Origin of the sequence: Catellatospora sp. NPDC049133, assembly GCF_040648455.1 — a bacterium.
Taxonomy (GTDB): Bacteria; Actinomycetota; Actinomycetes; order Mycobacteriales; family Micromonosporaceae; genus Catellatospora; species Catellatospora aurea.
This window is the reverse complement of record NZ_JBEZDT010000013.1, coordinates 136,503-159,621: the sequence shown is the minus strand read 5'-3', so window position 1 is coordinate 159,621 and position 23,119 is coordinate 136,503. Positions and strand designations below refer to the sequence as shown.

The 23,119-nt window shown below is 71.8% G+C and carries 21 protein-coding genes; 10 read left to right on the top strand and 11 right to left on the bottom strand.

Annotated features, from left to right (window positions below; genetic code table 11):
• Positions 1-16: 16 nt before the first annotated feature.
• Positions 17-163, bottom strand: a complete 147-nt coding sequence (locus AB0B35_RS17205) for a hypothetical protein (protein ID WP_361046176.1) — start codon at positions 161-163, stop codon at positions 17-19.
• 258 nt (positions 164-421) lie between these two features.
• On the bottom strand, positions 422-613 hold the full coding sequence (locus AB0B35_RS17200; protein WP_361046173.1) for a Clp protease N-terminal domain-containing protein: 192 nt from the start codon (positions 611-613) through the stop codon (positions 422-424).
• Positions 614-705: 92 nt separating this feature from the next.
• Between AB0B35_RS17200 and AB0B35_RS17195 the strand changes: the two genes are divergently transcribed.
• Together AB0B35_RS17195 and AB0B35_RS17190 are read left to right on the top strand one after the other, a co-directional pair.
• Positions 706-1,338, top strand: coding sequence for a hypothetical protein (locus tag AB0B35_RS17195; RefSeq protein WP_361046171.1), 633 nt, complete (start codon positions 706-708; stop codon positions 1,336-1,338).
• Positions 1,339-1,470: 132 nt separating this feature from the next.
• Positions 1,471-1,749, top strand: a complete 279-nt coding sequence (locus AB0B35_RS17190; protein WP_361046168.1) for a hypothetical protein — start codon at positions 1,471-1,473, stop codon at positions 1,747-1,749.
• 217 nt (positions 1,750-1,966) lie between these two features.
• Here AB0B35_RS17190 and AB0B35_RS17185 read toward each other — a convergent pair whose 3' ends face one another.
• The 7 genes from AB0B35_RS17185 to AB0B35_RS17155 all read right to left on the bottom strand — a co-directional run bounded on the left by AB0B35_RS17185 (position 1,967) and on the right by AB0B35_RS17155 (position 12,388).
• Positions 1,967-4,174 (bottom strand): transglutaminaseTgpA domain-containing protein, encoded by a 2,208-nt coding sequence (locus tag AB0B35_RS17185; protein WP_361046165.1) that lies wholly within the window; start codon positions 4,172-4,174, stop codon positions 1,967-1,969.
• Entirely contained in the window at positions 4,168-5,349 is a 1,182-nt protein-coding gene (locus AB0B35_RS17180) for a DUF58 domain-containing protein (RefSeq protein ID WP_361046162.1), read from the bottom strand. Before AB0B35_RS17180 ends, AB0B35_RS17185 begins: the two co-directional genes overlap by 7 nt.
• Positions 5,346-6,374 (bottom strand): MoxR family ATPase, encoded by a 1,029-nt coding sequence (locus tag AB0B35_RS17175; protein ID WP_361046160.1) that lies wholly within the window; start codon positions 6,372-6,374, stop codon positions 5,346-5,348. The genes AB0B35_RS17180 and AB0B35_RS17175 overlap by 4 nt, the downstream gene beginning before the upstream one ends.
• 93 nt (positions 6,375-6,467) lie before the next feature.
• Entirely contained in the window at positions 6,468-9,068 is a 2,601-nt protein-coding gene (locus AB0B35_RS17170) for a fibronectin type III domain-containing protein (RefSeq protein ID WP_361046157.1), read from the bottom strand.
• 123 nt (positions 9,069-9,191) lie between these two features.
• Positions 9,192-11,129: a tetratricopeptide repeat protein gene (locus AB0B35_RS17165; protein WP_361046154.1), complete on the bottom strand. Its 1,938-nt coding sequence runs from the start codon at positions 11,127-11,129 to the stop codon at positions 9,192-9,194.
• A 132-nt stretch (positions 11,130-11,261) separates the two neighbouring features.
• Positions 11,262-11,534, bottom strand: a complete 273-nt coding sequence (locus AB0B35_RS17160) for a Smr/MutS family protein (protein WP_360524486.1) — start codon at positions 11,532-11,534, stop codon at positions 11,262-11,264.
• A gap of 56 nt (positions 11,535-11,590) precedes the next feature.
• The gene (locus tag AB0B35_RS17155; RefSeq protein WP_361046151.1) at positions 11,591-12,388 is read right to left on the bottom strand and encodes an inositol monophosphatase family protein; all 798 of its coding nucleotides are present in this window, start codon (positions 12,386-12,388) and stop codon (positions 11,591-11,593) included.
• 144 nt (positions 12,389-12,532) lie between these two features.
• On the opposite strand from AB0B35_RS17155, the gene AB0B35_RS17150 reads away from it, so the two are divergent.
• The 4 genes from AB0B35_RS17150 to AB0B35_RS17135 all read left to right on the top strand — a co-directional run bounded on the left by AB0B35_RS17150 (position 12,533) and on the right by AB0B35_RS17135 (position 17,385).
• On the top strand, positions 12,533-14,374 hold the full coding sequence (locus AB0B35_RS17150; protein ID WP_361046149.1) for a M14 family zinc carboxypeptidase: 1,842 nt from the start codon (positions 12,533-12,535) through the stop codon (positions 14,372-14,374).
• 250 nt (positions 14,375-14,624) lie between these two features.
• On the top strand, positions 14,625-15,242 hold the full coding sequence (locus AB0B35_RS17145; protein ID WP_360524495.1) for a GPP34 family phosphoprotein: 618 nt from the start codon (positions 14,625-14,627) through the stop codon (positions 15,240-15,242).
• A 50-nt stretch (positions 15,243-15,292) separates the two neighbouring features.
• Entirely contained in the window at positions 15,293-16,792 is a 1,500-nt protein-coding gene (locus AB0B35_RS17140; RefSeq protein ID WP_361046147.1) for an APC family permease, read from the top strand.
• On the top strand, positions 16,789-17,385 hold the full coding sequence (locus tag AB0B35_RS17135) for a GNAT family N-acetyltransferase (RefSeq protein ID WP_361046144.1): 597 nt from the start codon (positions 16,789-16,791) through the stop codon (positions 17,383-17,385). The genes AB0B35_RS17140 and AB0B35_RS17135 overlap by 4 nt, the downstream gene beginning before the upstream one ends.
• Positions 17,386-17,447: 62 nt before the next feature.
• On the opposite strand, the gene AB0B35_RS17130 is transcribed toward AB0B35_RS17135, so the two are convergent.
• Together AB0B35_RS17130 and AB0B35_RS17125 are read right to left on the bottom strand one after the other, a co-directional pair.
• Complete coding sequence (locus tag AB0B35_RS17130; protein WP_361046141.1) at positions 17,448-18,170, bottom strand: sterol desaturase family protein; 723 nt, start codon at positions 18,168-18,170, stop codon at positions 17,448-17,450.
• Complete coding sequence (locus tag AB0B35_RS17125) at positions 18,167-18,886, bottom strand: GntR family transcriptional regulator (RefSeq protein ID WP_361046138.1); 720 nt, start codon at positions 18,884-18,886, stop codon at positions 18,167-18,169. The genes AB0B35_RS17130 and AB0B35_RS17125 overlap by 4 nt, the downstream gene beginning before the upstream one ends.
• Positions 18,887-19,067: 181 nt before the next feature.
• Between AB0B35_RS17125 and AB0B35_RS17120 the strand changes: the two genes are divergently transcribed.
• The 4 genes from AB0B35_RS17120 (at position 19,068) to AB0B35_RS17105 (ending at position 22,797) form a co-directional block, all read left to right on the top strand.
• Positions 19,068-19,484, top strand: coding sequence for a helix-turn-helix transcriptional regulator (locus tag AB0B35_RS17120; RefSeq protein ID WP_361046135.1), 417 nt, complete (start codon positions 19,068-19,070; stop codon positions 19,482-19,484).
• Between the two features lie 131 nt (positions 19,485-19,615).
• The gene (locus AB0B35_RS17115; RefSeq protein ID WP_361046133.1) at positions 19,616-21,079 is read left to right on the top strand and encodes an APC family permease; all 1,464 of its coding nucleotides are present in this window, start codon (positions 19,616-19,618) and stop codon (positions 21,077-21,079) included.
• Positions 21,076-22,080, top strand: a complete 1,005-nt coding sequence (locus tag AB0B35_RS17110; protein ID WP_361046131.1) for an acetamidase/formamidase family protein — start codon at positions 21,076-21,078, stop codon at positions 22,078-22,080. The genes AB0B35_RS17115 and AB0B35_RS17110 overlap by 4 nt, the downstream gene beginning before the upstream one ends.
• Before the next feature lie 78 nt (positions 22,081-22,158).
• Entirely contained in the window at positions 22,159-22,797 is a 639-nt protein-coding gene (locus AB0B35_RS17105) for a GPP34 family phosphoprotein (protein ID WP_361046129.1), read from the top strand.
• Positions 22,798-23,119: the final 322 nt, after the last annotated feature.

Genomic DNA, 23,119 nt, shown 5'->3' with positions numbered 1-23,119 from the left:
GGTCACGTCTGGCGGTTCAGAACATCCCGTGCGGGACCGGTGCCGGTTCGGCGACCGGCTGCTCGACGTCCCAGTGCTCGACATCGTGGTCTCCTGCCGCGAACCGGGTGAAGCCGTCCAGGACGAGCCGTCTGTTGCGTACGGTCGTGCTGTTCTCCTTCATGCGGGTCACGTTCGCAGCTCGCTGCCGCCGCGGTCGATTACTTCGCCGGTAATCGCGATGGCGCCGGGGCGGCGGGGTCCGCGCCGGGCACGGGTCAGACAGCATCGACGGCGCGCCCTACGATCGCGCCCATGCGCAAGCTGATCGCGGGTTCGCTGGCCGGTTCCGGGCTGCTGGCACAAGCCGAGCCGGCTGCCCGCCTGCTGACGACGACGAAGCCCGGCCGGTCGCGATCCAGGCCGGGCGTCGGCGACCGTTTCAGCGAAGTCTCGCGAGTGCGGCCTCCGCGTTCTCCCGGGTCACGCCGCAGTGGGTGAGCAGGTCGACGGTGTCGCCTTCGGCGAGGTCGAGGATGCCGAGCAGCAGGTGTTCGGTGCCGATGTGCTCGTCGCCGAGGCGCAGGGCCTCGCGGTGGGTGAGTTCGAGGGCCTTCTTGCCCTGGGGTTCCACCTGTGGTTGACGTAAGCCGTTCGGCCGATCTTGTGGTGGGTGGGCAACCGTCATACGGTTTGGCGTCCGCGCCGCCCCGAATGGGAGATCCGATGACCGCCCCCGCCCGCCGGCCGATGCCTCCTGCCTTGCTGTACGCACTCATCGGTGTCGCGGCGCTACTGGTGCTGCTCACGGGGGCGGGCGGCGGATACGTCGTGTGGGCGTTGACCAAAGGCGGAAGCCCCGCCGCCGACCCAGTGCCCGTCGCCGCGGCCGAGGTGTCGCCGAGCCCGACCGGCGGCCTCTCACCGAGTCCGACCCCGAGCGTCGTGCCGAGCCCGACCGCCAAGCCCACGCCGAGCCCGACCAGGACGCCCGCGGCCAAGCCGAGCACCAAGACCAGCCCCAAGCCCACCGCGAAAGTGAAAGCCCTCTCGCTGCAGGCCGCCGTCAGCGGCTCGAAGTTCGTCGCCACGATCACCGCGACCGTCACCGGCACGGGGCCGGTCCGCATCCGGGTCGACTTCGTCTACCCCACGGGCGGCGTGGGCAGCGGCGACATCGCCCGCTACGTCACCGTCACCGGCACCGGCGCCCAGTCGGTGAAGACCGTCTCGACCAGCGTCGACGTCAAGACGGTCTGCGCGCACCAGGACACCCCGCTCGGCCGGGGCATCACCGTCAGCGTTCAGGTCCCGCCGTATGGCGACTTCCACCGCGTCGAGTTCGCCGACTGTCCGTGAGCTGCTCCGTCGGCGGCTGACACCGGCCCGCGGACACGCCGGTCATCACGGGCATCCGGTGGCCGGCGTGCGCGATGCTTAGCGCAGCCGCGTCCCGGGTAGGGCAGGGCCGACGACCGAAGGATGGGTGCGATGCCGGAGATGCACGTGTCGCTCGACAGCGACGACCTCAACGCGGTGGAGCGCAAGCTCCAGGTGCCCCTGGAGGCGCAGCTGACGTCCGCGCTGGAACAGGCCGCCAACCGCGTCGCCGACCAGTATGACGGGCAGAGCGAGGAAGAGGTCGCCGCCTGGATCCTCCGTGAGACCAGGGAAGGCCTGCACCCGGACATCGCCGAGGGCTTCCAGCCCGACGACGACAAGCTGCGAGAGGTGGCACGGGCCGTCATACGAGGCGAGCGCTTCTCCTGAGCCGATCCCGAGGCTCGTTGGCCGCCACCTCTGGCTCACCCCGGCCGAGCCGGGGACGGAACGCACCACGATCGTTCGACTTGCCAGGCATATGGGCGAATGCCGGACCAAGATACGCACAGGTGCCTGGCAAGTCGAACGATCTAGGGCGGACCGGCCGAGGTCGCGTCGTGACGTCAGCGGGCTGAAACCGCACGCCGCGCAAAGCCGCTGCCGCTCAGCGCCGCCAGCGCAGCGGACCAGGGTGCAGGGTCCACAGCAGCCGCCGCCACCAGGAGCGGCGTGCCTTCAGCTCGTCGATGTACGCCACCGCCCGGCTCCGCGCCGCTTCCGCTTCGGTGTCACCGGCCGTGCCCGGCCCGAACACGGTCTGGTTGACCGCTGCGGCCAGCTCGTCCAGCGTCGGCGCGGCCAGGCGCACGTCGTGCTTGCCGCGTACCGGTGCCGCGGCCTCGGCCGCGTGCGCGGCGACCTCCGCGGCGCTCAGGTGCTCCGGCGCGCGCCGCCCGGCCAGCCGCAGCGCGTCGCCGACCTCCAGCCACGCGCCCTCGATGCGGGAGTCGGGGCTGCCCTCGTCGAGCCTGCGCCGCCGCAGCGCACCTCGAGCGACGAGCACGAACACCACGAACCCGGCCAGCAGCAGCACCAGGAGCCCGCCGCCGCCCGCGCCGGCGACCAGGGCCACGTTCGCGCCGCCCGCCGCCGAGCCGCTCGCCGAAGGGGCGGTGCTGGGCGCGTCGGCGGTCGGTTCCAGCGTCGGGATGGGCTCGTCCGACGGCGGCGGCTGCGAGGTCTCCGGCTGCGGCTTGAACTCGTCTTCCAGCGGTTTGGTCTCGGTGTTCGGCTCGGGCAGCGGGTGGAACGGCACCCAGCCCAGGTCGGTGAAGTAGATCTCCGGCCAGGCGAGCGCGTCGCCGGCGGTGACGGCGTGGTTGCCGGCGCGGGCGGTGAAGCCGACCACGACCCGGCTGGGCAGGTTCAGCAGCCGGGCCAGGACCGCGAACGACGCCGCGAACTGCTCCGAGGTGCCCTTGCCCGCGCCGGTGCCGGCGGGTCCGAACAGGAAGAAGTTCAGGTTCGGGTACGCGTGCCCGCTGGGCGCCTGCGGGTCGAGTTTGTAGTGCTCGGACAGGAACTGCTCGATCGCCAGCGCCCGCTGGTACGGGGCGCCGTTGTCCGCGCCGAGCTGCTGCGCGAGCCGGCTGATGTTGTCGGGCACGTTCGGGCCCAGGGTGATGTAGCGGGTCATGCCCGCGGGCACGTCGGCGACGGGCAGCAGGTTCACGTCGGGTTCGCTGTGCAGGGACGTGACGGTGTACGTCATGCCCGTGCTGAGCCCTTCGGGGCGCAGCATGGTGCCGGTGGACTGGTCGTAGGCCGTGCGTACGCCGTCGACGTGGCTGGGGGTGGCGGCGGCGGGCAGCAGTTTGCCGGTGAGCCCGGCGATGGTGATGCGCTGCTGCACGGGCTTGCCGGCGACCTCGCCGGGCGGGCGGGGCAGGCTGCGCCCGGCCGGGCGGTAGGTCGCCCCGACCTTCCAGGTCACGCCGTCGTAGTCGGACAGCACCGCCAGCCGGATCCGGGTGTCGGCGGCGACGTCGGCGTCGAGCAGCTTCTCCTGCGGCTGCAGCGCCCAGCCGGACAGCCTGATCAGCGGGTTCTCGTCGAGGGCGTCGAGGTCCGGCGGGTCGATGAGGCTGCGCGGGTCGAACGGCTTGGCGGTGACCTGCGACGCGACCGGCGGTGCCGCGCCCGCGACCAGGGCCAGGATCAGCGCGAACCCGGTGCCGCCGGCGAGCGCGGCCCGCAGCCGCAGCGCCTTGCGGGTGGCCGGGTCGAGGCCGGTCTCGGGGGTGCGGACCCGGCCGGTGAACGCCAGCGCCGCGATCGCCAGGGCCGCGAAGGCCAGGGCCGACCAGGGGGTACGCGGCGCGCCCGGCCCGACCAGCCACAGCGCCCCGGCGAACAGCAGCACCGGCGGGGTCAGCCCGACCAGGGTGCGCCGGGCGCGGACGGTCAGTTCCATCGCCATGAGCCCGGCCAGCCAGGTCGCGATGACCGGCACGGCGACGGTGTCGGGCTGCGGCTCGACGGGCACGAGCACGGCAAGCAGCCGGGGGATGCCGTCGCGCAGCGCCTCGGTGGCGATCGTCGGCAGGTCCCCGCTGATGCCCGCGCGCTGCGCGGACAGGTTCAGCGCGAACGCGAGGTATCCGGCCAGGCCCAGCACCGACAGCGGCGCGACCGACCAGGCCCGCAGCCGGGTCAGGGCGAGGCTGATCGCCACCGATCCGGCGGCCGCGCCCGCGATGAGCACGGTGAACAGGGTGCCGTTGTAGATGCGGTCGGCGACCAGGCCGGACAGCACCAGCATCGCCGCGATCAGCGCCGGTGGCAGGAGGATGCGCAGGCCGCGGGCTACCATCGGGTCACTCCGTCCCATACCGCGGCGAAGTCCTCGCCGTCCTCGGCGCGTAGCAGCAGCACCCCGGCGGGCTGCGGCTCGGCGGCCAGGCGCGGGCCGAGCACGCCGACGGCGACCGACGGGAACGGGCCCTTGAGCCCGGAGACCAGTGCGAGGTCGGCCAGTCCGGCGGTGCCGGTGAGGTAGATCAGGGTGTCGCCGGGCCGGTGCTGGCGCAGCCGGTTGGTCGCGGTGACCAGCAGCTCCTCGTCGCCGGGGGCCGGTTCGGCCTCGGCGAGCAGGTCCAGCAGTCCCCGGGCCGCGCCGCGGATCCGGCCGCCGCCCGCCGCGGGCCCGCTGACCAGGTGCAGTGTCACGGGCAGGTCCTCGCGGGTCGCGGCGGCGACGATGGACGCGGCGGCCTCGCAGGCGCTCTCGAACGACGCCGACCCGGCCGCGTCGCGGTCGGCCCAGGACGCGGCCCGGTCGTCGAGCAGCACCACGAGCTGCGGCAGGCTGGTGTCGAGGTGTTCGCGGACCATCAGCTCGCCGACCTTGGCGCTGGTGCGCCAGTGCACGTGGCGCAGCTCGTCGCCGATGACGTACTCGCGCAGGGTGTCGAACGTGATCGCGCCGTGCGGGACCCGGTCGAGGCGGCCGTCGAGGCTGCGGGAGATGCCCGCGGGCACGGCCTGGATCAGGTGGCTCTTCGGGTACACCCAGATCCGGGCGGTGTCGCCGTGGCTGCGTGACACCGACACCAGGCCGAGCGGGTCGCGGCGGGTGACCTGCAGCGGGCCGACGTCGACGACGCCGCGGCGATCGGTGGGCACCGGGTAGGACACGTCGGTGTCACGGCCGGGGCGCAGCCGCAGCAGCGGGACAGGGACGGTCGCGCCCGGCTGCCCGGCCCGGCCGCACTGATCGTGGGCCACGAGCGTGGCGGCGCCGAAGCGGCCGGTGTTGCGTACGGTCAGGGTCACGGTGCTGCCCTCGCCGCGTGCGACCCGGTCGGGGTCCACGGACCGGGTCACCGACAGCCGTGGCCGCAGTGCCGCGTGCAGGAATGCGTGCAGTTGTGCGATGACGGCGGTGGCGCCGAGCACCGCCAGTTCCGGGTAGCCGTAGGTGAAACCGGTGGCCAGCAGCGCGACGCCGCCGACGGTCAGGCCCGCCCCCCGCAGCGTGACGATCATCCGGCGTGCCGCGCCGCGGGAGCCGGGCCCGGCTCGCCGGTCGGGGACTCCTGGCCGGGCAGCGGCACCGGGACCGCCTCGACCGCGTCGCGCAGCACCTCGGTCGCGGTGACCCCACGCAGCTGTGCGTCGGGGGTCAGCAGCACCCGGTGCGCGAACACCGGCTCGATCAGCACCTTCAGGTCCTCGGGCAGCACGTAGCCGCGGCCCTCGGTCAGCGCGTACGCGCTGGCGGCGCGGGTCAGCGCGATCACGCCGCGGGGGCTGACGCCGACGCGCACGTGCTTGTGCTCGCGGGTCGCCGCGGCCAGCCGCACCGCGTACGCGTACAGCGGGTCGGCGATGTGCACCCGGTGCGCCAGCGCGACGGCCTCGCCGATCGTCTTGGTGTCGGTGACCGGGGTGATTCCGTCGGGGGAGCGCAGCGTGTGTCCGCGCAGCACCTCGATCTCGACGGCCTCGTCGGGGTAGCCGACCGACAGTTTCATCAGGAACCGGTCCAGCTGCGCCTCGGGCAGCCGGTAGGTGCCGTCCATCTCGACCGGGTTCTGCGTCGCTACGACCATGAACGGCCGCGGCACCGCGTGGCGTACGCCGTCGACGGTGACGTAGCGCTCCTCCATGACCTCCAGCAGCGCCGACTGCGTCTTCGGCGAGGCCCGGTTGATCTCGTCGGCGATGACGATGTTCGCGAAGATCGGCCCCGGGTGGAACTCGAAGCCGCGGCTGGCCTGGTTGAAGATGGTCACGCCGCTGACGTCGGAGGGCAGCAGGTCCGGCGTGAACTGGATACGCCGCCACGCGCCCTGCACCGACGCCGCGATGGCCCGCGCCAGGGTCGTCTTGCCGGTGCCGGGCACGTCCTCCAGCAGCACGTGGCCCTGGGCGAACATGGCGACCAGCCCGAGCCGGACCACCTCCGGCTTGCCGAGCACCACGGTCGAGATCGCGCCGGCGAGTTTCTCGGTCAGGTCGGCGAACGCGCGGACCTGGGCGGCGGACAGCGGTGGAAGGGGCTGGTTCATGACGGGTGAGTGTCCTTTGTGCTCGAAAGAGGGGCCAAGACGGAGAAACCCCGGCACGGGCCGTGACGGCTCGTGCCGGGGAAGCTCAGCGGATCAGCATTGCGGCACGTCGTTGTAGTCGTCGCCGTCGTCGAGGTTGAGCCAGATGAACGGGACGTATCGCTGGTTGCCGCGGTAGGTGATCTGGATCCACTTGTCGCTGCGCTTGTTGCTGTTCTCCCCGGCCGCGAACAGCTCGGCGTCGCCGCTCTGGTTGCCCGCGGTGCCCTGCTTCCAGCAGAACGCCTTGAACGTGTCGCCGTGCTGGGCGTCGCCGACGGCCTCGTTGCTCTGCTGGCGGGAGTTGCTGTAGATGCCGATGCCGTTGGAGCAGCCCACACACCGGATCGTGCCGTTGAGCCGCCTGGTGCGCACCGTCACCGGGTTCGACGTCGCGGTCGCGCCGGTCGCGTTCTTCACCGACACCGTGATCGTGAACGCGCTGTCGGTCGCGACCTCGTTGACGGCGTACCCGCTCGCGCCGGTGTTGCAGCCGACCGCCCGCGCCGCGCCGTTGATGGTCACCGTGCACGTCGCGGTGCCGCCGCCGTCGTCGTAGGCGAAGTTCACCGTGAAGCCCTTGTACGTCGCGCTGCCCGCCGACACGTTCGACACCTTCGCGTCGGTGATGGTCTTCGCGCTGGTGGTGTCCTTCGCGCCGGTGCCGGCCTCGTTGACCGCCGCCACGTCGACCGACACGATCTCGCCGTCGCCGAACCCGTCCAGGGTCGCGTTGGTGCCGTTGACCGTCTGCGTGTTGCCGCCCGCCGTCACCTTGTAGCCGGTGATCGGGCGGCCGTTGTCGGCCGGGACCGCCCACGTCACGCGGATGGTGCCCTTGGCGGTGCCGACCGTGGCCGCGGACAGGTTGCGCACCTGCGCGGGCTTGTTGAACGGCACCACCGAACCCGACGGCTGCGACACCTCCGAACCCGCGCCCTTGTCGTTGACCGCCACGACGGTGAACGCGTACTGCGTGCCGTACTCCAGCTCGCCGTCCTTGACGACCAGCTTCACCGCGCCGGACGTGGTGCCGATCAGGGCGCCGCTGCCCGCGTTGATCGCGGTGACCTCGTACCGCGTGATCTTGCGGCCCTGGCCGTTGGCGGCGGTCCAGGTCACTTCGACGGTGCCGTCGGGCTTCTCGACCGCCTTCACGCCCGTCGGGGCGTCGGGCACGTCACCGGTCGGCATCACCGGGTTGCTCTTGCGGGTCGGGCCGGCGCCCTTGCCGTTGACCGCGTGCACGGTGAACGTGTAGGTCTTGCCGTTGGTCAGCTTGTCGATGACCAGCGAGCGGTTGCGCGCCCCGACCGTCCAGGTCCGCCCGTCGCCCTCCACCACGTACTTCGTGATCTTCGAACCGTTCTCGGCGGCCTTGCCCCAGCTCAGGCGTACCTGCGAGTCGCCCGACGCGGCGGTGACGTTGCGCGGCGCGCCCGGCTTGCCGATCTGCGGCTTCGGCGGGGGCGGCGGCGTCACCGGCGGCGGGTCACCGCCCACGACGTCGTCGTTGAACTTGTCGACGACCCGGACCTGGTGCTTGTCGTTGACCACCCGCGCCGTCGCGGAGTCGGGGGCGTTGATGAACAGCTGGTTCTCGCGCACCTCCAACTCCAGCCGGAAGCCGGGCTTGCCCGCCTCGATCGTGTTGACCAGCTTGCCCTCACGGTCGATCGCGTACACCTTGCCCGCGGCGTCGTCGGCCACGTAGAACCAGCCCGACCACGCCACCGCGGGCCGCACCGCCCCGCCCGCGCCCGGCACCGTGAACTCGTGCACCTGGTCACCGGAGATGACATAAACCTTGCGGCCGTCGACGACCGTCACCGCAATGTCCTTGCCGCTGGAGCGTTCCGGCAGCTCACCGCCGGCCGCACCGGCGATCTCGACCTTCTTCAGGGTGTCGCCGCGCAGCAGCGTCAGCGAGCCGTTGGTCTGGTCCAGCACCGCCACACCGTCGTCCAGCGCCGACAGCGCCAGGTCGTGGAACGCCTCGGCGACCGGCTCGGTGCGCACCAGCGACGGCCCGCTGCCGCCGGTGCCGCCCGAGGGCGGCGTCAGCGGCGCGGGCGTGATCGCCGAAACGGTGCCCTGGCTGGGCACGGCCAGCCAGAGGCGGCCCGTGCCGTCGAAGTGGCCGCCGGTGATGCCCGGCGGGTAGCGCAGCGGCTCGCCGATCGGCTGCAGCGTCGCGGGGTCCAGCTGGCGCACCACGCCCTGCACGGGGTCGATGACGAACGCCGCGTTGTTGTGCAGCGCCACCGACACGCCCAGGCCCGCCTGCGACTCCTGCGACGCGGTGATCTGCAGCGTCGCCGGGTCGAGCGCGCTGATGCGCCCGGTGTGCTGGTCGCGCACGATCAGGTACCGGTCGGACTGGCTGACCTGCACGTAGTGGCCCTGCGAGGCGACCAGCGCCTGCGAGCGGGTGTCCACCTTGCCGGTCAGGCCGTTGACCCGGGCGATCTCGCCGCGGGTGAGGCTCCACAGCCATGAGCTGCTGTCGAAGCCGGCCGAGACCTGGTCGTTGGCGCTGAGCCCGAACCAGGTCAGGCCCATGGCGGCGAGCATCGCCAGCACCGTGACGATGGTGACGACGCCACCTTTGGTCCGTGCTCTACGTGTGATCGCGCCCGGTGACAGATCCGCCACGGATCGCCCCTCCCCATGACGCGGGGTGTGTCGAGCCCACCCCGCTCGCCGACTGGCGTCCTCCCCAGAAGCCGACGCCATCCTAGGCGTTGCAGGTCACCGGTGAAAGTCGAGTGAGGACGCTCATGGTGTCAGGCTGGGCGACGGCGCCGTCGACCCTGCGGTGCCGGTGCAGGCGGGCTTGGATCGCAGCAGCTCATCGCCGCTGTAGATGCTCATGATGACGAAGCAGTAGTCCCAGTTCGGATTCAGGCCGGTGACGGTGTATCGCGTCTCACCGTTGCCGGGCTTGCCCAGGGTCGCCACTTCCTCGCCTTCGGGGGCGCCGAGCAGCACCTGCGCGGCGTAGCCGTCGGACGGGTCGAACCAGGTGATGGTGATGTCGCCGTTGGCGGCGCGGGTGACGAAGACGTCTCCGGCGGCCTCGGCTTTGACGGTCGGGCCGGGCTGCGGCTGCTCGTTGTCCTTCTTCGTCAGCATCACCACCACCAGCGTGGCCACGGCGGCGAGCACGGCGACGATCGCGGCGGCGACCGCGGCGATGACCGGGCCGCGGCTGCGTCGCTGCGGGGCGGTGGGTGGCGCGGGTGGCGCGAACACCGTCGGCGTCGGCACGTGCTGCGGTTGCTGCGGCAGGTGGCGCGGGAGCGTCTGCGGCGGCGGCGCGACCGGGATCGCGGGTGCCCGGCCGTCGGCGGCGCGGGCCTGCTCCGGCGGCAGGTCGCGGCGCGGCTGGTCCTGGTAAGGCGGCGCGACGTGCGACTGCTGCCCCTGGTGCGGCAGCCGCTGGTGGAACTGCTGCGGCTGCCCGGTGTCCTGCCGCGGCGCCTGGTGTGGCTGCTGCTGCGGGTGCGTGGTGTCGTGCCGGGGCGGCACGTGCTGCGGCGGTTGCGGCGTGTCAGGCCGGGACGGTTCACGGTGCGGTGGGAGCGGTTCGGGCCGCGCGGGACGGGTGGGGTCGGGCGGCAATGGGACGCTCGGCGGGGTCGGCACGATGGGCATGGCGCGGGTCGCGGACTGGTCGCGTCGCGGCGGCATGGTCAGGCCGTAGGGGGCGGTCCGGTCATCGGTGGGGGCGGGCCCTGTGTCCGCGTCGCGGGTGACGGGATGCGCAGGCGGGGTCCGGTCCCCGGTCTCCGGTGTCACCGGACCCGTCGGCCGTGACGGCGGGCCGAGCAGCGAGGTGCGGTCGTCGGTGGGACTCGGGGTGACCGGGGTTGGCGGTGGCGTGGTCAGCAGCGACGTGCGGTCGTCGCTGGGACTCAGGGTTCGCGGTGGCGGTGCCGGCAGCGAGGTCCGGTCGTCGACCGGGTTCGGTGTGACGAGGTTCGGCGGCGTGACCGCGGGAGTCGGTTCTGGCTGCTCCACGCTCGGGGTGCGTGGCGGCATGACCACCGCGGTGCGATCGTCTGGCGCGTTTGCCGTTGTCGTCTGCGGCGTCGAGGCAGGCAGCGGCCAGGCCGGGGGCGCGCTGTGCTGGTCCTGTTCCGTGGGCGCGGCCTGCGGCGTCGCCGGGACGGACTGGGACACGTAGGTGGTCGGCCGCGACGGCGGCGGCAGCAGCGCGGTGCTGTCCTCGGGCGGCTGCGGTGCCGGCGGTGCGGGGGTCGCCGGTGGCGGTGCGACCGCTGCGGGGGCGTCCGGGCCGAGCCAGGCGCGGGCGACCTGGACCTGCTGGTCGAAGCCGGGCGTGAGCGGGCCGTGCGTGGCCACCTTGGTGTACTGGCGGCGGGCCTCGTGGCGGTTGCCCAGCTCGTCGGCGATCTGCGCGAGGTCGAACGACATCGACAGCAGCAGCGGGTGCTCCTCGCCGAAGCGGTACCCGCCGTTGTACAGCGCGTTCTCCAGCACCCGGCGGGCCGCGCTCAGGTCGCCGGACTGCCGGTGCATCGTGGCGAGCAGGTGGCCGGTGGTCAGGACCTCGGGGTGGTCCTCTCCGGCGGCCATGATCGCCGCTTCGAGGGACTGTTCCAGCAGCGTGCGGGCGCTGTTCAAGTCGCCCCGGTCACGGCGGGCGAGCGCCTCGGTTCGGATGTCGCTCAGCGAGGTCGGTGACGGCACGGGTCACATCCTGCCCACACCCACCGACTCCCCGCCACCCGCAGCGGCGAAGATCGCGACGATCTTGCGCGAACTGTTGCCGGTATGCCCGGAACGAGCGTGTCGTCCCCACCTGCCACGCAAGATCGCGCGTCAGCGGCGGCCGCGGGGGGCGGTGTGTTTGAAGTGCACGAACAGGCGGCCGAAGTTCTTGGAGTCCTTCTCCACGCGGTGGTAGAGGGCTTTGACCTCTTTTTGTTCGAGGAAGCGCAGGACTGTCTTCTTGAGGGCGCCGGAGCCTTTGCCGGGGATGATCTCGATCATCGGGGCCTTCTTGGCGATCGCCTCGGCCATGATGTCGTTGAGGGCCCGCTCGATGTCGCGGCCCTTGTTGTATATGTCGTGCAGGTCCAGTACTAGCTTCATCAGCGCTGAGCCTACCCGATGTGAGCTGGGCTCCGGGTGGCTCGGCGGTGCCGGGGTCAGGTGCGGTCGCGGATCAGGGACAGCAGGTGGGCGTGGGTCTCGGGGTCGGCGGCTGCGAGCAGGCCGCGGCCCGTGGGGCCGAGCGGGGCGCCGTCGATGCCGGTGACCACACAGCCGGCGGCCTGGCACAGGGCGATGCCGGCGGCGAAGTGCAGGTTGATGGACAGGTCGCCGCCGTCGGTGACGTAGGCGGCGCGTTTGCCTGCCGCGACCCAGGCCAGGGCGAGGGTGGTGGACACGACCCGGGGGCGGAAGTGCTCGACGAAGCCGGGGTGGGCCAGCAGGTCCACGGCGCGCAAGCCGGGTGCGTTCGGGAAGGGCGGGTCCAGGTTCACGTCCACCAGGCGGGTGGCCGCGGTGGGGGTCAGCGGGGTGTCGGCGCCGCCGCGGCGTAGCCGGGCGGTGCGGCCGTCGGTGATGAAGACTTCGCCGGTGAACGGGTCGGCGACGGCGGCGGGGCCGCCGCGCAGGGCCACGTTGACGGCGACGAGCATGTTGCCGACGGCGTAGTTGAGAGTGCCGCACAGGGGGTCCACCAGCCACCGGCGGGTGGCGTCGGGGGTGCCCGTCTGCCCGCCTTCCTCGCCGAGCACGGCGTCGTGGGGGCGGGCGGTGCGGATGACGTCGAGGATCGCCTGCTCGGCTGCCACGTCGGCGGCGGTGGCGAAGTCGCCGCCGCCCTTGTCGATCCGGGCCAGGTGCCGGCCGTACAGGTCGCGGACCACGTCCGCGCCGGCCTGCGCCGCCGCGGCGGCGACCTCGGCGTCGGCGCGGGGCGCATACGAGTCGATCATGCGGCCCAGGGTAGCGGGGTGCGCGGGCGGAGCCGGCGGCAGCCGCGAGCCGTAACATCGTGTGATAGCCAGATTGACATATTGCAATGACCTTGAATCTGGTGTTCTGCTGTGAGCCTCCTTTACCCCCGCTTGGAGGCAGACATGCGGCGACGGTTAACCGTCTTCGTATCCACCTTGGCGCTGGCCGGCACCATGGTCCTGACCGGACCGGCCGACGGCGCACCGGTCGGACCCGAGGTCAGCACCTCGGGCCACTACACCGTCCAGGGCATCAAGACCCTCGCCCAGCGCAACGCGATCGCCGCCACGGGCGCGGCCATCGACGGCTTCGACCACGGCATCCTCGACATCACCGCCACCCCTGGTGAGGCTGCCAAGATCAAGGCTCTCGGCTTCACGGTCACCCGGGTCCTCGCCCCGGTCCAGGACGACCACGCGCAGGCGCTCGCGTTCCCGCCGGCCGACTCGAACTACCACGACTACAGCGAGATGATGGCCGTCATCAACTCGCTGGCCTCGTCGTACCCGTCGATCTTCCGGGTGACGACGATCGGCAACTCCTACGAGGGCCGCAACATGCCCCTGATCAAGATCTCGGACAACGTCGCCACCGACGAGAACGAGGTCGAGGTCCTGTTCAACCACCATCAGCACGCCCGTGAGCACCTCACGGTCGAGATGGCCATCTACCTGATGAACCTGTTCACCAGCGGCTACGGCTCCGACTCGGCGATCACGAACATCGTGAACAGCCGCGAGATCTGGATCGTGCCGGACATGAACCCCGACGGCGGCGAGTACGACATCGCCACCGGCAGCTACCGCTCGTGGCGCAAGAACCGCCAGCCCAACAGCGGTTCGTCCAACGTCGGCACCGACCTCAACCGCAACTGGTCCTACCAGTGGGGCTGCTGCGGCGGCTCCAGCGGCACGACCAGCAGCGAGACCTACCGCGGCCCGTCGGCGTTCTCCGCGCCGGAGTCGACGAACCTGCGCAACTTCGTCAACAGCCGGGTCGTCGGCGGCGTCCAGCAGATCAAGGCCAACATCGACTTCCACACGTACTCGCAGCTCATCCTGTGGCCGTTCGGCTACACGACGGCCAACAACCCCTCGGGCATGAGCGCCGACGAGTACAACACGTTCGCCACGCTGGGCCAGCAGATGGCCGCGACCAACAGCTACACCCCGGAGCAGTCCAGCGACCTGTACGTCGCCGACGGCACGTCCATCGACTGGATGTGGGGCACGCACCGGATCTGGGCATACACCTTCGAGATGTACCCGGGCAGCTCCGGCAGCGGCGGCGGCTTCTACCCGCCCGACGAGGTCATCACCGCGCAGACGACCCGCAACCGGGCCGCGGTGCTGATGCTGCTGCAGCAGGCCGACTGCCCGTACCGGGTGATCGGCAAGGAGGCGACCTACTGCGGCGGCGGTGGCGGCACCACGGTCTGGTCCGACACGTTCGAGACCGCGACCGGCTGGACCGTCAACCCGAACAGCACCGACACGGCCACCGTCGGCCAGTGGGCGCGCGGCGCGGCGCAGGCGACCAACTCCAGCGGCGCCAAGCAGCTGACCCCGTTCGCGGGCAGCAACGACCTGGCCACCGGCCTGTCGGCGGGCACCGCGGCGGGCGACTTCGACCTCGACGGCGGCACCAGCTCGATCCAGTCGCCCGCGATCACGCTGCCGGCCACCGGCACGCTGAACGCGAGCTGGCAGTGGTACCTGGCGCACGGGTCGAACTCCTCCAGCGCCGACTTCCTGCGGATCTCGGTCGTGCACAGCGGCGGCACCACGGTGCTGGCCACCATCGCGGGCGCGGCCAGCAACCGCAACGGAGCGTGGGGCAGCGGTTCGGCGAACCTGACCGCGTACGCGGGCCAGAGCGTGCGCTTCCTGGTCGAGGCGGCGGACGCGAGCACGGCCAGCCTCGTCGAGGCGGGCCTGGACAACCTCACGGTGACGCAGTCGTGACGGGCTCCCCGGCCCGCTGAGGCCGGGGACCGCGCGCGCACGCAGGGCGGTCTCACTGTCCGTGCCGGTTCGGCGACCGGTGCGGCAGGCGGGGCCGCCCTGTCGCGTCCGGTGCCGCATCTGGCTGGGAATATTGCGCGTGCAAACGCTCCCAGGCATCCACATAGGACGCTACCTGCAGCGGAGCAAAGGTAAACAGTGAGTGCTCGGCGATGACAGCGAGTAGATCCATTCTGTAGGGTGCCTTCTCGTGCCGATAGCCGACGAGTTCTACTTGATGACGCATGACGATGTCAGCGGCGACTCCCGGCTGCACGCCAAAGCCGTCGGATTCGGTCTGGCAGCCGCGCTGCTGGCCGAACTGTGCCTGCTGGACCTGGTGCGTCCCGCCGCCGAGGGGGTGGCGGTGCGCAACGCGCCGCCGCCGCCGGACGCGCTGGCCGCCCGCGTACACGGGCAGCTGCTGGCAGAGCCGACCCTGCACCCGGTGCGGGACTGGCTCGCCTACCTCGGGCTCAGCGCCGAGTCCGACATCGCCGTCAGGATGACCGCCGCGGGGGCGCTCCAACTGGTCGAGACGCGCCGACTGCTCAGCGTGCAGCGCCGATACATGCCCGTGTCCGTCAACGATGCGGCCTGGCCCACTGCCCGGCTCATCGGGCGGCTGCGGCGGCAGGAGGAGATGTCCGTCGAGGACCGCATCCTCGCCGGGCTCGCCTTCGCGACCGGGCTGAGCACCACCTTCGCCTGGGACGACGTCCGCGGACGCAGCCTGGCCTCGCTCATCGCGGTGCTCGACGAACCCGTGCGGGTGCTCATCGCCGAGACGGAGCTGGCCGTAAGCAAAGCCGTGGCGAAGCTCACCTGAACCACACCCCCCCACCCCCTCACCCCCCACCCCCCTCAAGGAGCAACACCGTGTCCGCACCCCCTAGCTCCGCGCTGTCGTCGGCCCTGGCCGCCGACCGGCTCGGTTCGGCGTCCGTGGCGTCGTTCGCGCTGACCGCCGCGGCCCCGCTCATGGTCATCGGTGGCGTCATCGTCGCCGGCTGGGCCAACGTCCAGGTCATCGGCTTCCCGCTCGGCATCCTGCTGATCGGCGCCGCGCTCGCGCTGTTCACGTTCGGCTACGTCGCGATGTCGCGGCACATCCGCAACGCCGGCGCCTTCTACTCCTACATCTCCCAGGGCCTGGGCCGCCCCGCCGGTGTGGCCGCCGCGCTGTCGGCGGTGCTCGGCTACAACCTGCTGCAGGTCGGCCTGTACGGCATCTTCGGCGCGGCCGGCTCCGGCCTGCTCGGCGCGATGTTCGACGTGAACGTCGAGTGGTGGGTGCTGGCCCTGGTGGCGTGGCTGTTCGTCACGGTGCTCGGCCTGTCCCGCGTCGAGATCAACAGCAAGCTGCTGCTGGTCGTGCTCGTCGCCGAGCTCGCCATCGTGCTGCTGTACGACATCGTGTTCATCGCCAACCCGGCCGACGGCGTCAGCTTCGCCGCGTTCTCGCCGGACAACCTGTTCATCGGCGGCGCGCTGGGCGCGGTGCTGACCGTGACCGTGACCGCGTTCGTCGGGTTCGAGGCCCCGCCGGTGTTCGCCGAGGAGTCGCGCGACTCCCGCAAGACGATCGCCCTGGCGTCGTTCGGCGGCCTGGGCGTCATGGTGCTCGTGTACGCGCTGACCGCGTGGGCGCTGACCGTGGCCACCGGCCCGGACAACATCGTGGCCCAGAGCCAGGAGCACGCCGCCCAGGCCGACCTGATGTTCGTGCTGGCCGGCGAGCACCTGGGCGCGTTCTTCGCCGACGCCGGCAACGTGCTGCTGGTGACCAGCGCCTTCGCGGCGATGCTGTCGTACCACAACACCGTGGCCCGCTACACGTTCTCGCTGGCCCGTGAGGGCGTGCTGCCGCGTTCGCTGGCCCGCACCGGTGCGCGTTCGGGCGCCCCGGTCGGCGCCTCGGTCCTGCAGTCCGTCATCGGCCTGGCCGTCATCCTGGTGTACGCGATCGCGCAGCTGGACCCGTTCACCCACCTGTTCTTCTGGCTGGGCATGACCGGCGGCTTCGGCGTGCTGCTGCTGCTCGCGGGCACCAGCGTGGCCGTGGTGCTGTACTTCGCCAAGGACAAGCGCGGCGAGAGCCTGTGGACCCGGGTCATCGCGCCGGTGCTGTCGGCGCTGTTCCTGATCTGGGCGGTGCAGCAGACGGTCCGCGACTACGGCACCATGCTCGGCACCGGTGACGAGCACGCGGCCCGCTGGATCCTGCCGGGGCTGTACCTGCTGGTCGCGGTCGTCGGTGTGATCTGGGCACTGGTGCTGCGCGCCACCAAGCCGGCGCTGTACGAGGCGATCGGCAAGGGCGTCGAGGGCGGCAAGACCGAGGTCTCGTCGGCGGAGGCCCCTAAGGTCGCCGTATGACCGGCTCGGACGCGGTGTCCACGGCTGCGGCCGTGGACACCGCGGCCGCGGGAAGGCTGATCTCGGCGTCGTTCCAGGAGCTGGCCGTCTCGGAATGGCTGCTCGACGATCCGGTCGAGCGCGAGCGCATCATGGCCGGGCAGTTCGGCTGGTTCGCCGAGCACGCCCTGACGTACGGCGCCGTGGACGTGGCCGGTGACGACGCGGTCGCGGTGTGGTTCGACAACACCGCCGACGCGCCGTGGATCGACGGCTACGACGAGCGCCTGGTCGAGCTGGCCGGGCCGCACGCGGCCCGGTTCGCGCTGCTGGACGAGACGTTCGCGCAGCACCACCCGCACGGGCGGCCGCACTGGCACCTGGCGCTGCTGGCCGTGCGGCCAGGGCTGCGGGGCACCGGGCTGGGCAGCGAGCTGCTCGGGCGGCGGCTGGCGCAGCTGGACGCCGAGGGTGTGCCGGCCTACCTGGAGGCGTCGAGCACGGGTTCGCGGGATCTGTACCTGCGGCACGGGTTCGCGATGCTGGGCGAGGCCTACCACCTGCCCGGCGACGGGCCGGCGCTGTACCCGATGTGGCGCGAGCCGCAGGGCTGAGCACGGATGAATGGCGGGGGCGGTGACCACACGGTCGCCGCCCCCGCTTCGCGTGTGCGTGCTCAGCCGGAGGCGTGCAGGTTGCGGGCGGTGGCGGAGGTCGCCACGGTCGCCGGGTCGGGGTAGGTGCGCAGCAGCCGGTCGGCGGTGCCGGCGGTGGTGACGGTGAACCAGTAGTGCTCGTTCTTGTAGTGGTGCAGCCGGTGGTTGCGCCACACGGCCCGGTAGAGCCTGCTGCGTGGCCGGTAGTCGCTGTGGATGGCGTAGTGGGTCCACTCGTAGAGCAGCCCGACGGCGGCGACGCTCAGGATGAAGGTGAGGGCCTCGCCGAGCCGCGGGAACGCCAGCAGCGCGACGGTGCTGTAGCCGGCGATGACGGCGGCCAGCGAGCGCCACGGGATGAACACCAGCGGGACGTCGCGCGGGTCGGCGTGGTGGCGGCGGTGGTCGCGGGCGAGTTCGGTGTCGACGGTCAGCCCGGCGAACCTGCGGGGCCGCCAGTGCAGGACGAACACGTGCACGACCCATTCGAGGACGGGGAACGCCGCCACGAGCAGGGCCGGTGCGCGCAGGTCGGCCAGGGTCCAGCCGCCTTCGGCGATACGCCAGGCCAGGGCGGTGGTCAGCACGAACAGGATCATCCAGGGGCTGGGGTGAAGCCAGAACCGGCGGAAGATCTGGCCCAGGGTGACGGCGGTGCGGGTGGGGCCGGTGGCCGCGGCCTCGTCGGCGGCGAGCCGGTGGCGGGCGGCGCGCTCGGCGGCGGTTTTGTCGGCGGGGGTCATCGCCGGGCTCCTTCCAGCAGGTCGAGGGCGTGCAGCAGGGCCTGGGTGGCGTGGCCGAGCAGGTCGTGGGCCAGGCGGCGGGCGGTGTCGGCGTCGCCTGCGGTGATCGCGTCGGCCAGGGCGCGGTAGTGCTCGACGCGGTCGACCTCGTCGGCCATGACGGTCGACAGGGCGCGCAGGGCGGGTTCGTAGGCGGCGCGCAGGCTGTTGAACATGAGGCGGAACGCGACGGAGTCGGCCGCGTCGACGACTAGTTCCCAGAAGGCCAGGGCCTGGTGCTGGCGGCCGACGGGGTCGGTGTCGGTCGCGATGGCGGTGACGGCGGCGTGCAGGGCGGCGGCGTGGCCGTGGCGTTCGGCGGCGAGCCCGGCGACGACGGGGCCGATGGCCAGGCGGGCTTCGAGGATGCTGCGGGCGACGGCGAGGTCGAGGTCGCCGCCGGGCAGCAGCAGGTGGGGCAGGACGTCGAGGCCGCCGGTGCGGCGGACGTCGCCGACCGTGGTCGCGCCGCCCTGGCGGACGGTGACCAGGCCGGCGTGGGCCAGACGCTGCAGTGCCTCGCGTACGGCGGGGCGGCTGACGCCGAGCGCTTCGGCCAGCGCGCGTTCGCTGGGCAGCGCCTGGCCGGGGGTGAGCGAGCCGGAGACGATCTGGCCGAGCACGCGGTCGTAGACCTCGTCCGGCAGTGACCGTCGTTCGATCTTCGCGAATGTCATGGGTTCACCATCGACGTAATCGGTCGGGTGGTCAAGTGGTATGACCAGTTGTGTTCTGTCATGCGTATTCGTGCATGGACGGTTGCCTGTTGGTGTTGTTTACTGTCTCGTGTTTTCAGCCGCGCGGGGTGGGAGCGGTACGGTACGTCCTTTGTGGACACTGACCCCTCGGAGGCGGGGCATGACCGAGCCCTTCACGGGCCGCGCGCAGGCGTCGGCGGCCAGGGACTTCGCGGCGCAACTGCGCTGGTGGCGTGGCGTACGCGGGTATTCGCAGGGCCGGCTGGCGCAGCGCATGCCGCACAGCGAGGCGATGATCGCCAAAGTCGAGTCCGGCGAGCGCTGGCCGACCGAGGACCTGGCGCGCCGCTGCGACGAGGTGCTGCAGACCGGCGGCCTGCTGTCGGGCATCTACCCGGCGGTGCGGGCCGAGCAGCAGGCCAGCGACGGCCGGCGACGGCGGCGAAAGGAGACCGGGGAGGCGTCGGTCGACGACGCGCGGCGGCTGCTGTCGATGGTGCTGGCCGATACGAATCTGTCGGCGAGTCACCCGTTCGTCCGGGACGCGCTGGCCGCATTGGACGGCCCGGACAACTAGCCGGTGGGAGTACCTGTCCGGGCCTCACATCTACCCGGCAGGTCGGCGGTGCTCGCCAATGAGACGTTGGCGTGTGCGTCGCGCCACGCTACGTCGAACATCCGATGACTACTGGAGGCTCGGTAATGTCCGTGCTCACGCCTTCCGAGGCGGCCACGGGGGACGCGGCCAACCCGGCCGGTGACCCCGAGCTCAGCAAGTTCGGCTACACGCCGCAGCTGCGCCGCTCGCTCACCTTCACTGATCTGCTGTTCTACGGCCTGATCTACATGGTGCCGATCGCCCCGTTCGCGATCTTCGGCTCGGTGTACGCGGCCTCGCAGGGCATGGTGGCGCTGGCGTACGTCGCCGGCCTGGTCGTGATGCTGTTCACCGCCTCGTCGTACGCGCAGATGGTCAAGGCATTCCCGATCGCCGGCTCGGTCTACAACTACGCGGGCCGCGGCATCGCCGCACCGGTCGGCTTCATCGCCGGCTGGGCCATCATGCTCGACTACTTCCTGGTCCCGGGCCTGCTGTACCTGGTCGCGTCGGTTACCATCGAGGCGGCGGTGCCGTCGGTGTCGGCGTGGATCTGGCTGGTCGGCTTCGTCGCCATCAACGCCGTGATCAACTACTTCGGGATCCGGCTCACCGCCGTCGCCATCAACATCATGATCGCCGGCGAGCTCATCGTCCTGGGCATCTTCCTGGTCATGGGCATCATCGGCCTGGCCGACGGGCGCGGCAACGGCGACTGGACCAGCGCGTTCTTCAACTCCGACAACTTCAGCTTCGGGATCGTGCTCGGCTCGGTGTCGGTGGCCGCGCTCAGCTTCCTGGGCTTCGACGGCATCTCGATGCTGGCCGAGGAGAGCAAGGGCGGCGCCCGCCAGGTCGGCCGCGCCATGGCCGTGGTGCTGCTGCTCGCGGGCCTGATCTTCATCGCCCAGACCTGGGTCGCGTCGCTGTTCGTCACCGACCCGGCCGGTCTGATCAACGGCGACGCCGCGACCGTCGGCAACGCCTTCTACGCCGCCGCCGAGGCCGCCGCGGGCGCGCCGTGGCTGGCCACGCTGTGCCTGGTCGCCACCGCGATCGCGTGGGGCCTGCCCGACTCGATGGTCGCCCAGACCGCGCTGTCGCGCCTGCTGTTCGCGATGGCCCGCGACAAGCAGCTGCCGAAGTTCCTGGCCAAGGTGTCCAGCAAGCACGCGTCGCCGGTCAACGCGGTCCTGTTCACCGCCGGCGTCTCGCTGGCCATCTCCGGCACCGCGCTGTACTACCTCACCGAGCAGGGCGAGGACACCATCACGCTGATCGCCACGATGGTGAACTTCGGCGCGATGGTCGCCTGGCTGGCCCTGCACGCCGCGGTGATCTGGCACTACATCGTGCGCAACGGCAGCCGCAACTGGCTGCTGCACCTGGTCGTGCCGCTGGTCGGCGCGGGCCTGCTGATCGCCGTGCTGATCAACATGAAGCTCTACACCCAGGTCACCGGCTTCATCTGGATCGGCCTCGGCCTGGTCGTGCTCGGCGTGCTGTTCGCGATGGGCCGCGCGCCGAAGCTGTCCGGCGTCGGCGGCAGCGACGACGCGGCGGACGTCGCGTGAGCGAGTACATCGAGTTCAACCCGACTCCGGAGCAGCTGGCGTACACCTTCGGGCCCAACCCGCCGGTGGCCAAGGTCCGCCCCGGGGACGTGCTCAAGATCCGCACCGAGGACTGCTTCGGCGGCGTGGTGCGGGGATTCGGCGACCTGCCCTCGCAGGTCTGCCGGTTCCCGTACCTCAACCCGGTCACCGGCCCCTTCTTCGTCGAGGGGGCCGAGCCGGGCGACACCCTGGCGCTGCACTTCGTGTCCATCACCCCGGCCCGCGACTGGGCCGTGTCCAGCACCTTCCCGCACTTCGGGGCGCTGACGTCGACGTCGCACACCGCGACGCTGCAGCCGCCGCTGGAGGAGCGGGTCTGGGTGTACGACATCGACCTCGCCGCGGGCGTCGCCCGCTACAGCGCCCGCAACTCGGACTTCACGGTGGACCTGCCGCTGGACCCGATGCACGGCACCGTCGGCGTCGCGCCGGGCGCGTTCGAGGCCCGGATGACGATCACGCCCGACGCGCACGGCGGCAACATGGACACCCCCGAACTGCGCGCCGGGGTGACCGCCTACTTCGGCGTCAACGTCGAAGGCGCGCTGTTCGCCGTCGGCGACGGCCACGCCCGCCAGGGCCAGGGCGAGGTGTCCGGCGTCGCGGTCGAGGCCGCGATGGAGACCGTGCTCGTCGTCGACCTGATCAAGGGCGTCGGCACGCCGTGGCCGCGGCTGGAGTCCGACTCTCACCTCATGGCGACCGGCTCGGCCCGCCCGCTGGAGGACGCGTTCCGGATCAGCCAGCACGACCTGGTCACGTGGGTGTCCGAGCTGACCGGGCTCGACCTGCTGGACTCGTTGCAGCTGGTCAGCCAGGCCGGTGAGGCGCCCGTCGGCAACGTCTGCGACACCAACTACACCATGGTCGCCAAGGTGGCCAAGGCGTACCTGGGCCGCGCGGGCGCGTACGACGGGGTGCACAACCGGCTCAAGGCGCTGGGCGCGGCGTACCGGTAACGAAACGACAGAACAGGCGGCGTGGCCGGAGCGATGCTCCGGCCACGCCGCTTTTCCGGGGTCCATTGGGGGGAATCGATGCCAGAGCTGGCGCTCGCGGACGAGCTGTTCGTGATGGGACACGACGAGTACAGCGGCAAGCCCAGGCTCAACCACGACGTGCTGTCGGTCGGCCTGGCCGCCGCCGCGCTCGGCGAGCTGATGATCGCCGAAACGGTCACCGTCGACGGCGGCCGCCTCACCGGCTGGACCGCCAGACAGAACGGCGACCCCGTCATCGACCAGATCGTCGCGCAACTGCAGCAGGTCGGCCCCGGGCACCGGGTGCACCAATGGGTCGAGCACCTGCGCGCCGACATCAAGGAACTGGTCGGCTACCGGCTGGTCGGGCACGGCGTGGTCCGGCGCGAGACCAGCCGCTCGTTCACCGGCCGGACCCAGATCCGCTTCCCGGCGACCGACCCGACCGAGGCGACCCGCTCGATGGTGCGGCTGGGCTTCCTGCTCACCCGGCCCGGTGACTTCGACCCGCAGTCGGCGCTGCTGGCCTGCATCGCCAACGCCGTCGACCTGACCATCGTCGCCCCGACCCTGTCCACGGCGACGATGCGCCAGCGCCTGGCCGAACTGCCCGGCCGGCTCGTGCCCGGCTACCGGGACCTGCTCGCCGCCGTCGACTCCGCCGTGGCCGCGGTGGCCCTGCAGGCCCACGGCTGACCGCATGGGCCTGGCGCGGAAGATCGACGAATCGTATGCTCCGGACGTGCCGGTGCCCCGACCCCGCTTCCTCGCCGCGCGGCTGCTCGTCGCCGCGCAGTTGGCGAGCGTCGCGCTGTAGAAGGCGAGCCGTCGCTGCGCGACCGGATCCAGGCCGGAACCATCGCCGCGTACGTCATCGTCGCGCTGTACCTGACGCCGGTCGGCTGGACCCTGGTCTACGGGCTGACCCGCTGGACCGCCATGAACGTCTGGGGCGAGGGCCCGGACGCCGACAGCCTGGGCTAGGCGGGTGTGCGTCGTCCGACGGACCGCGATGCGG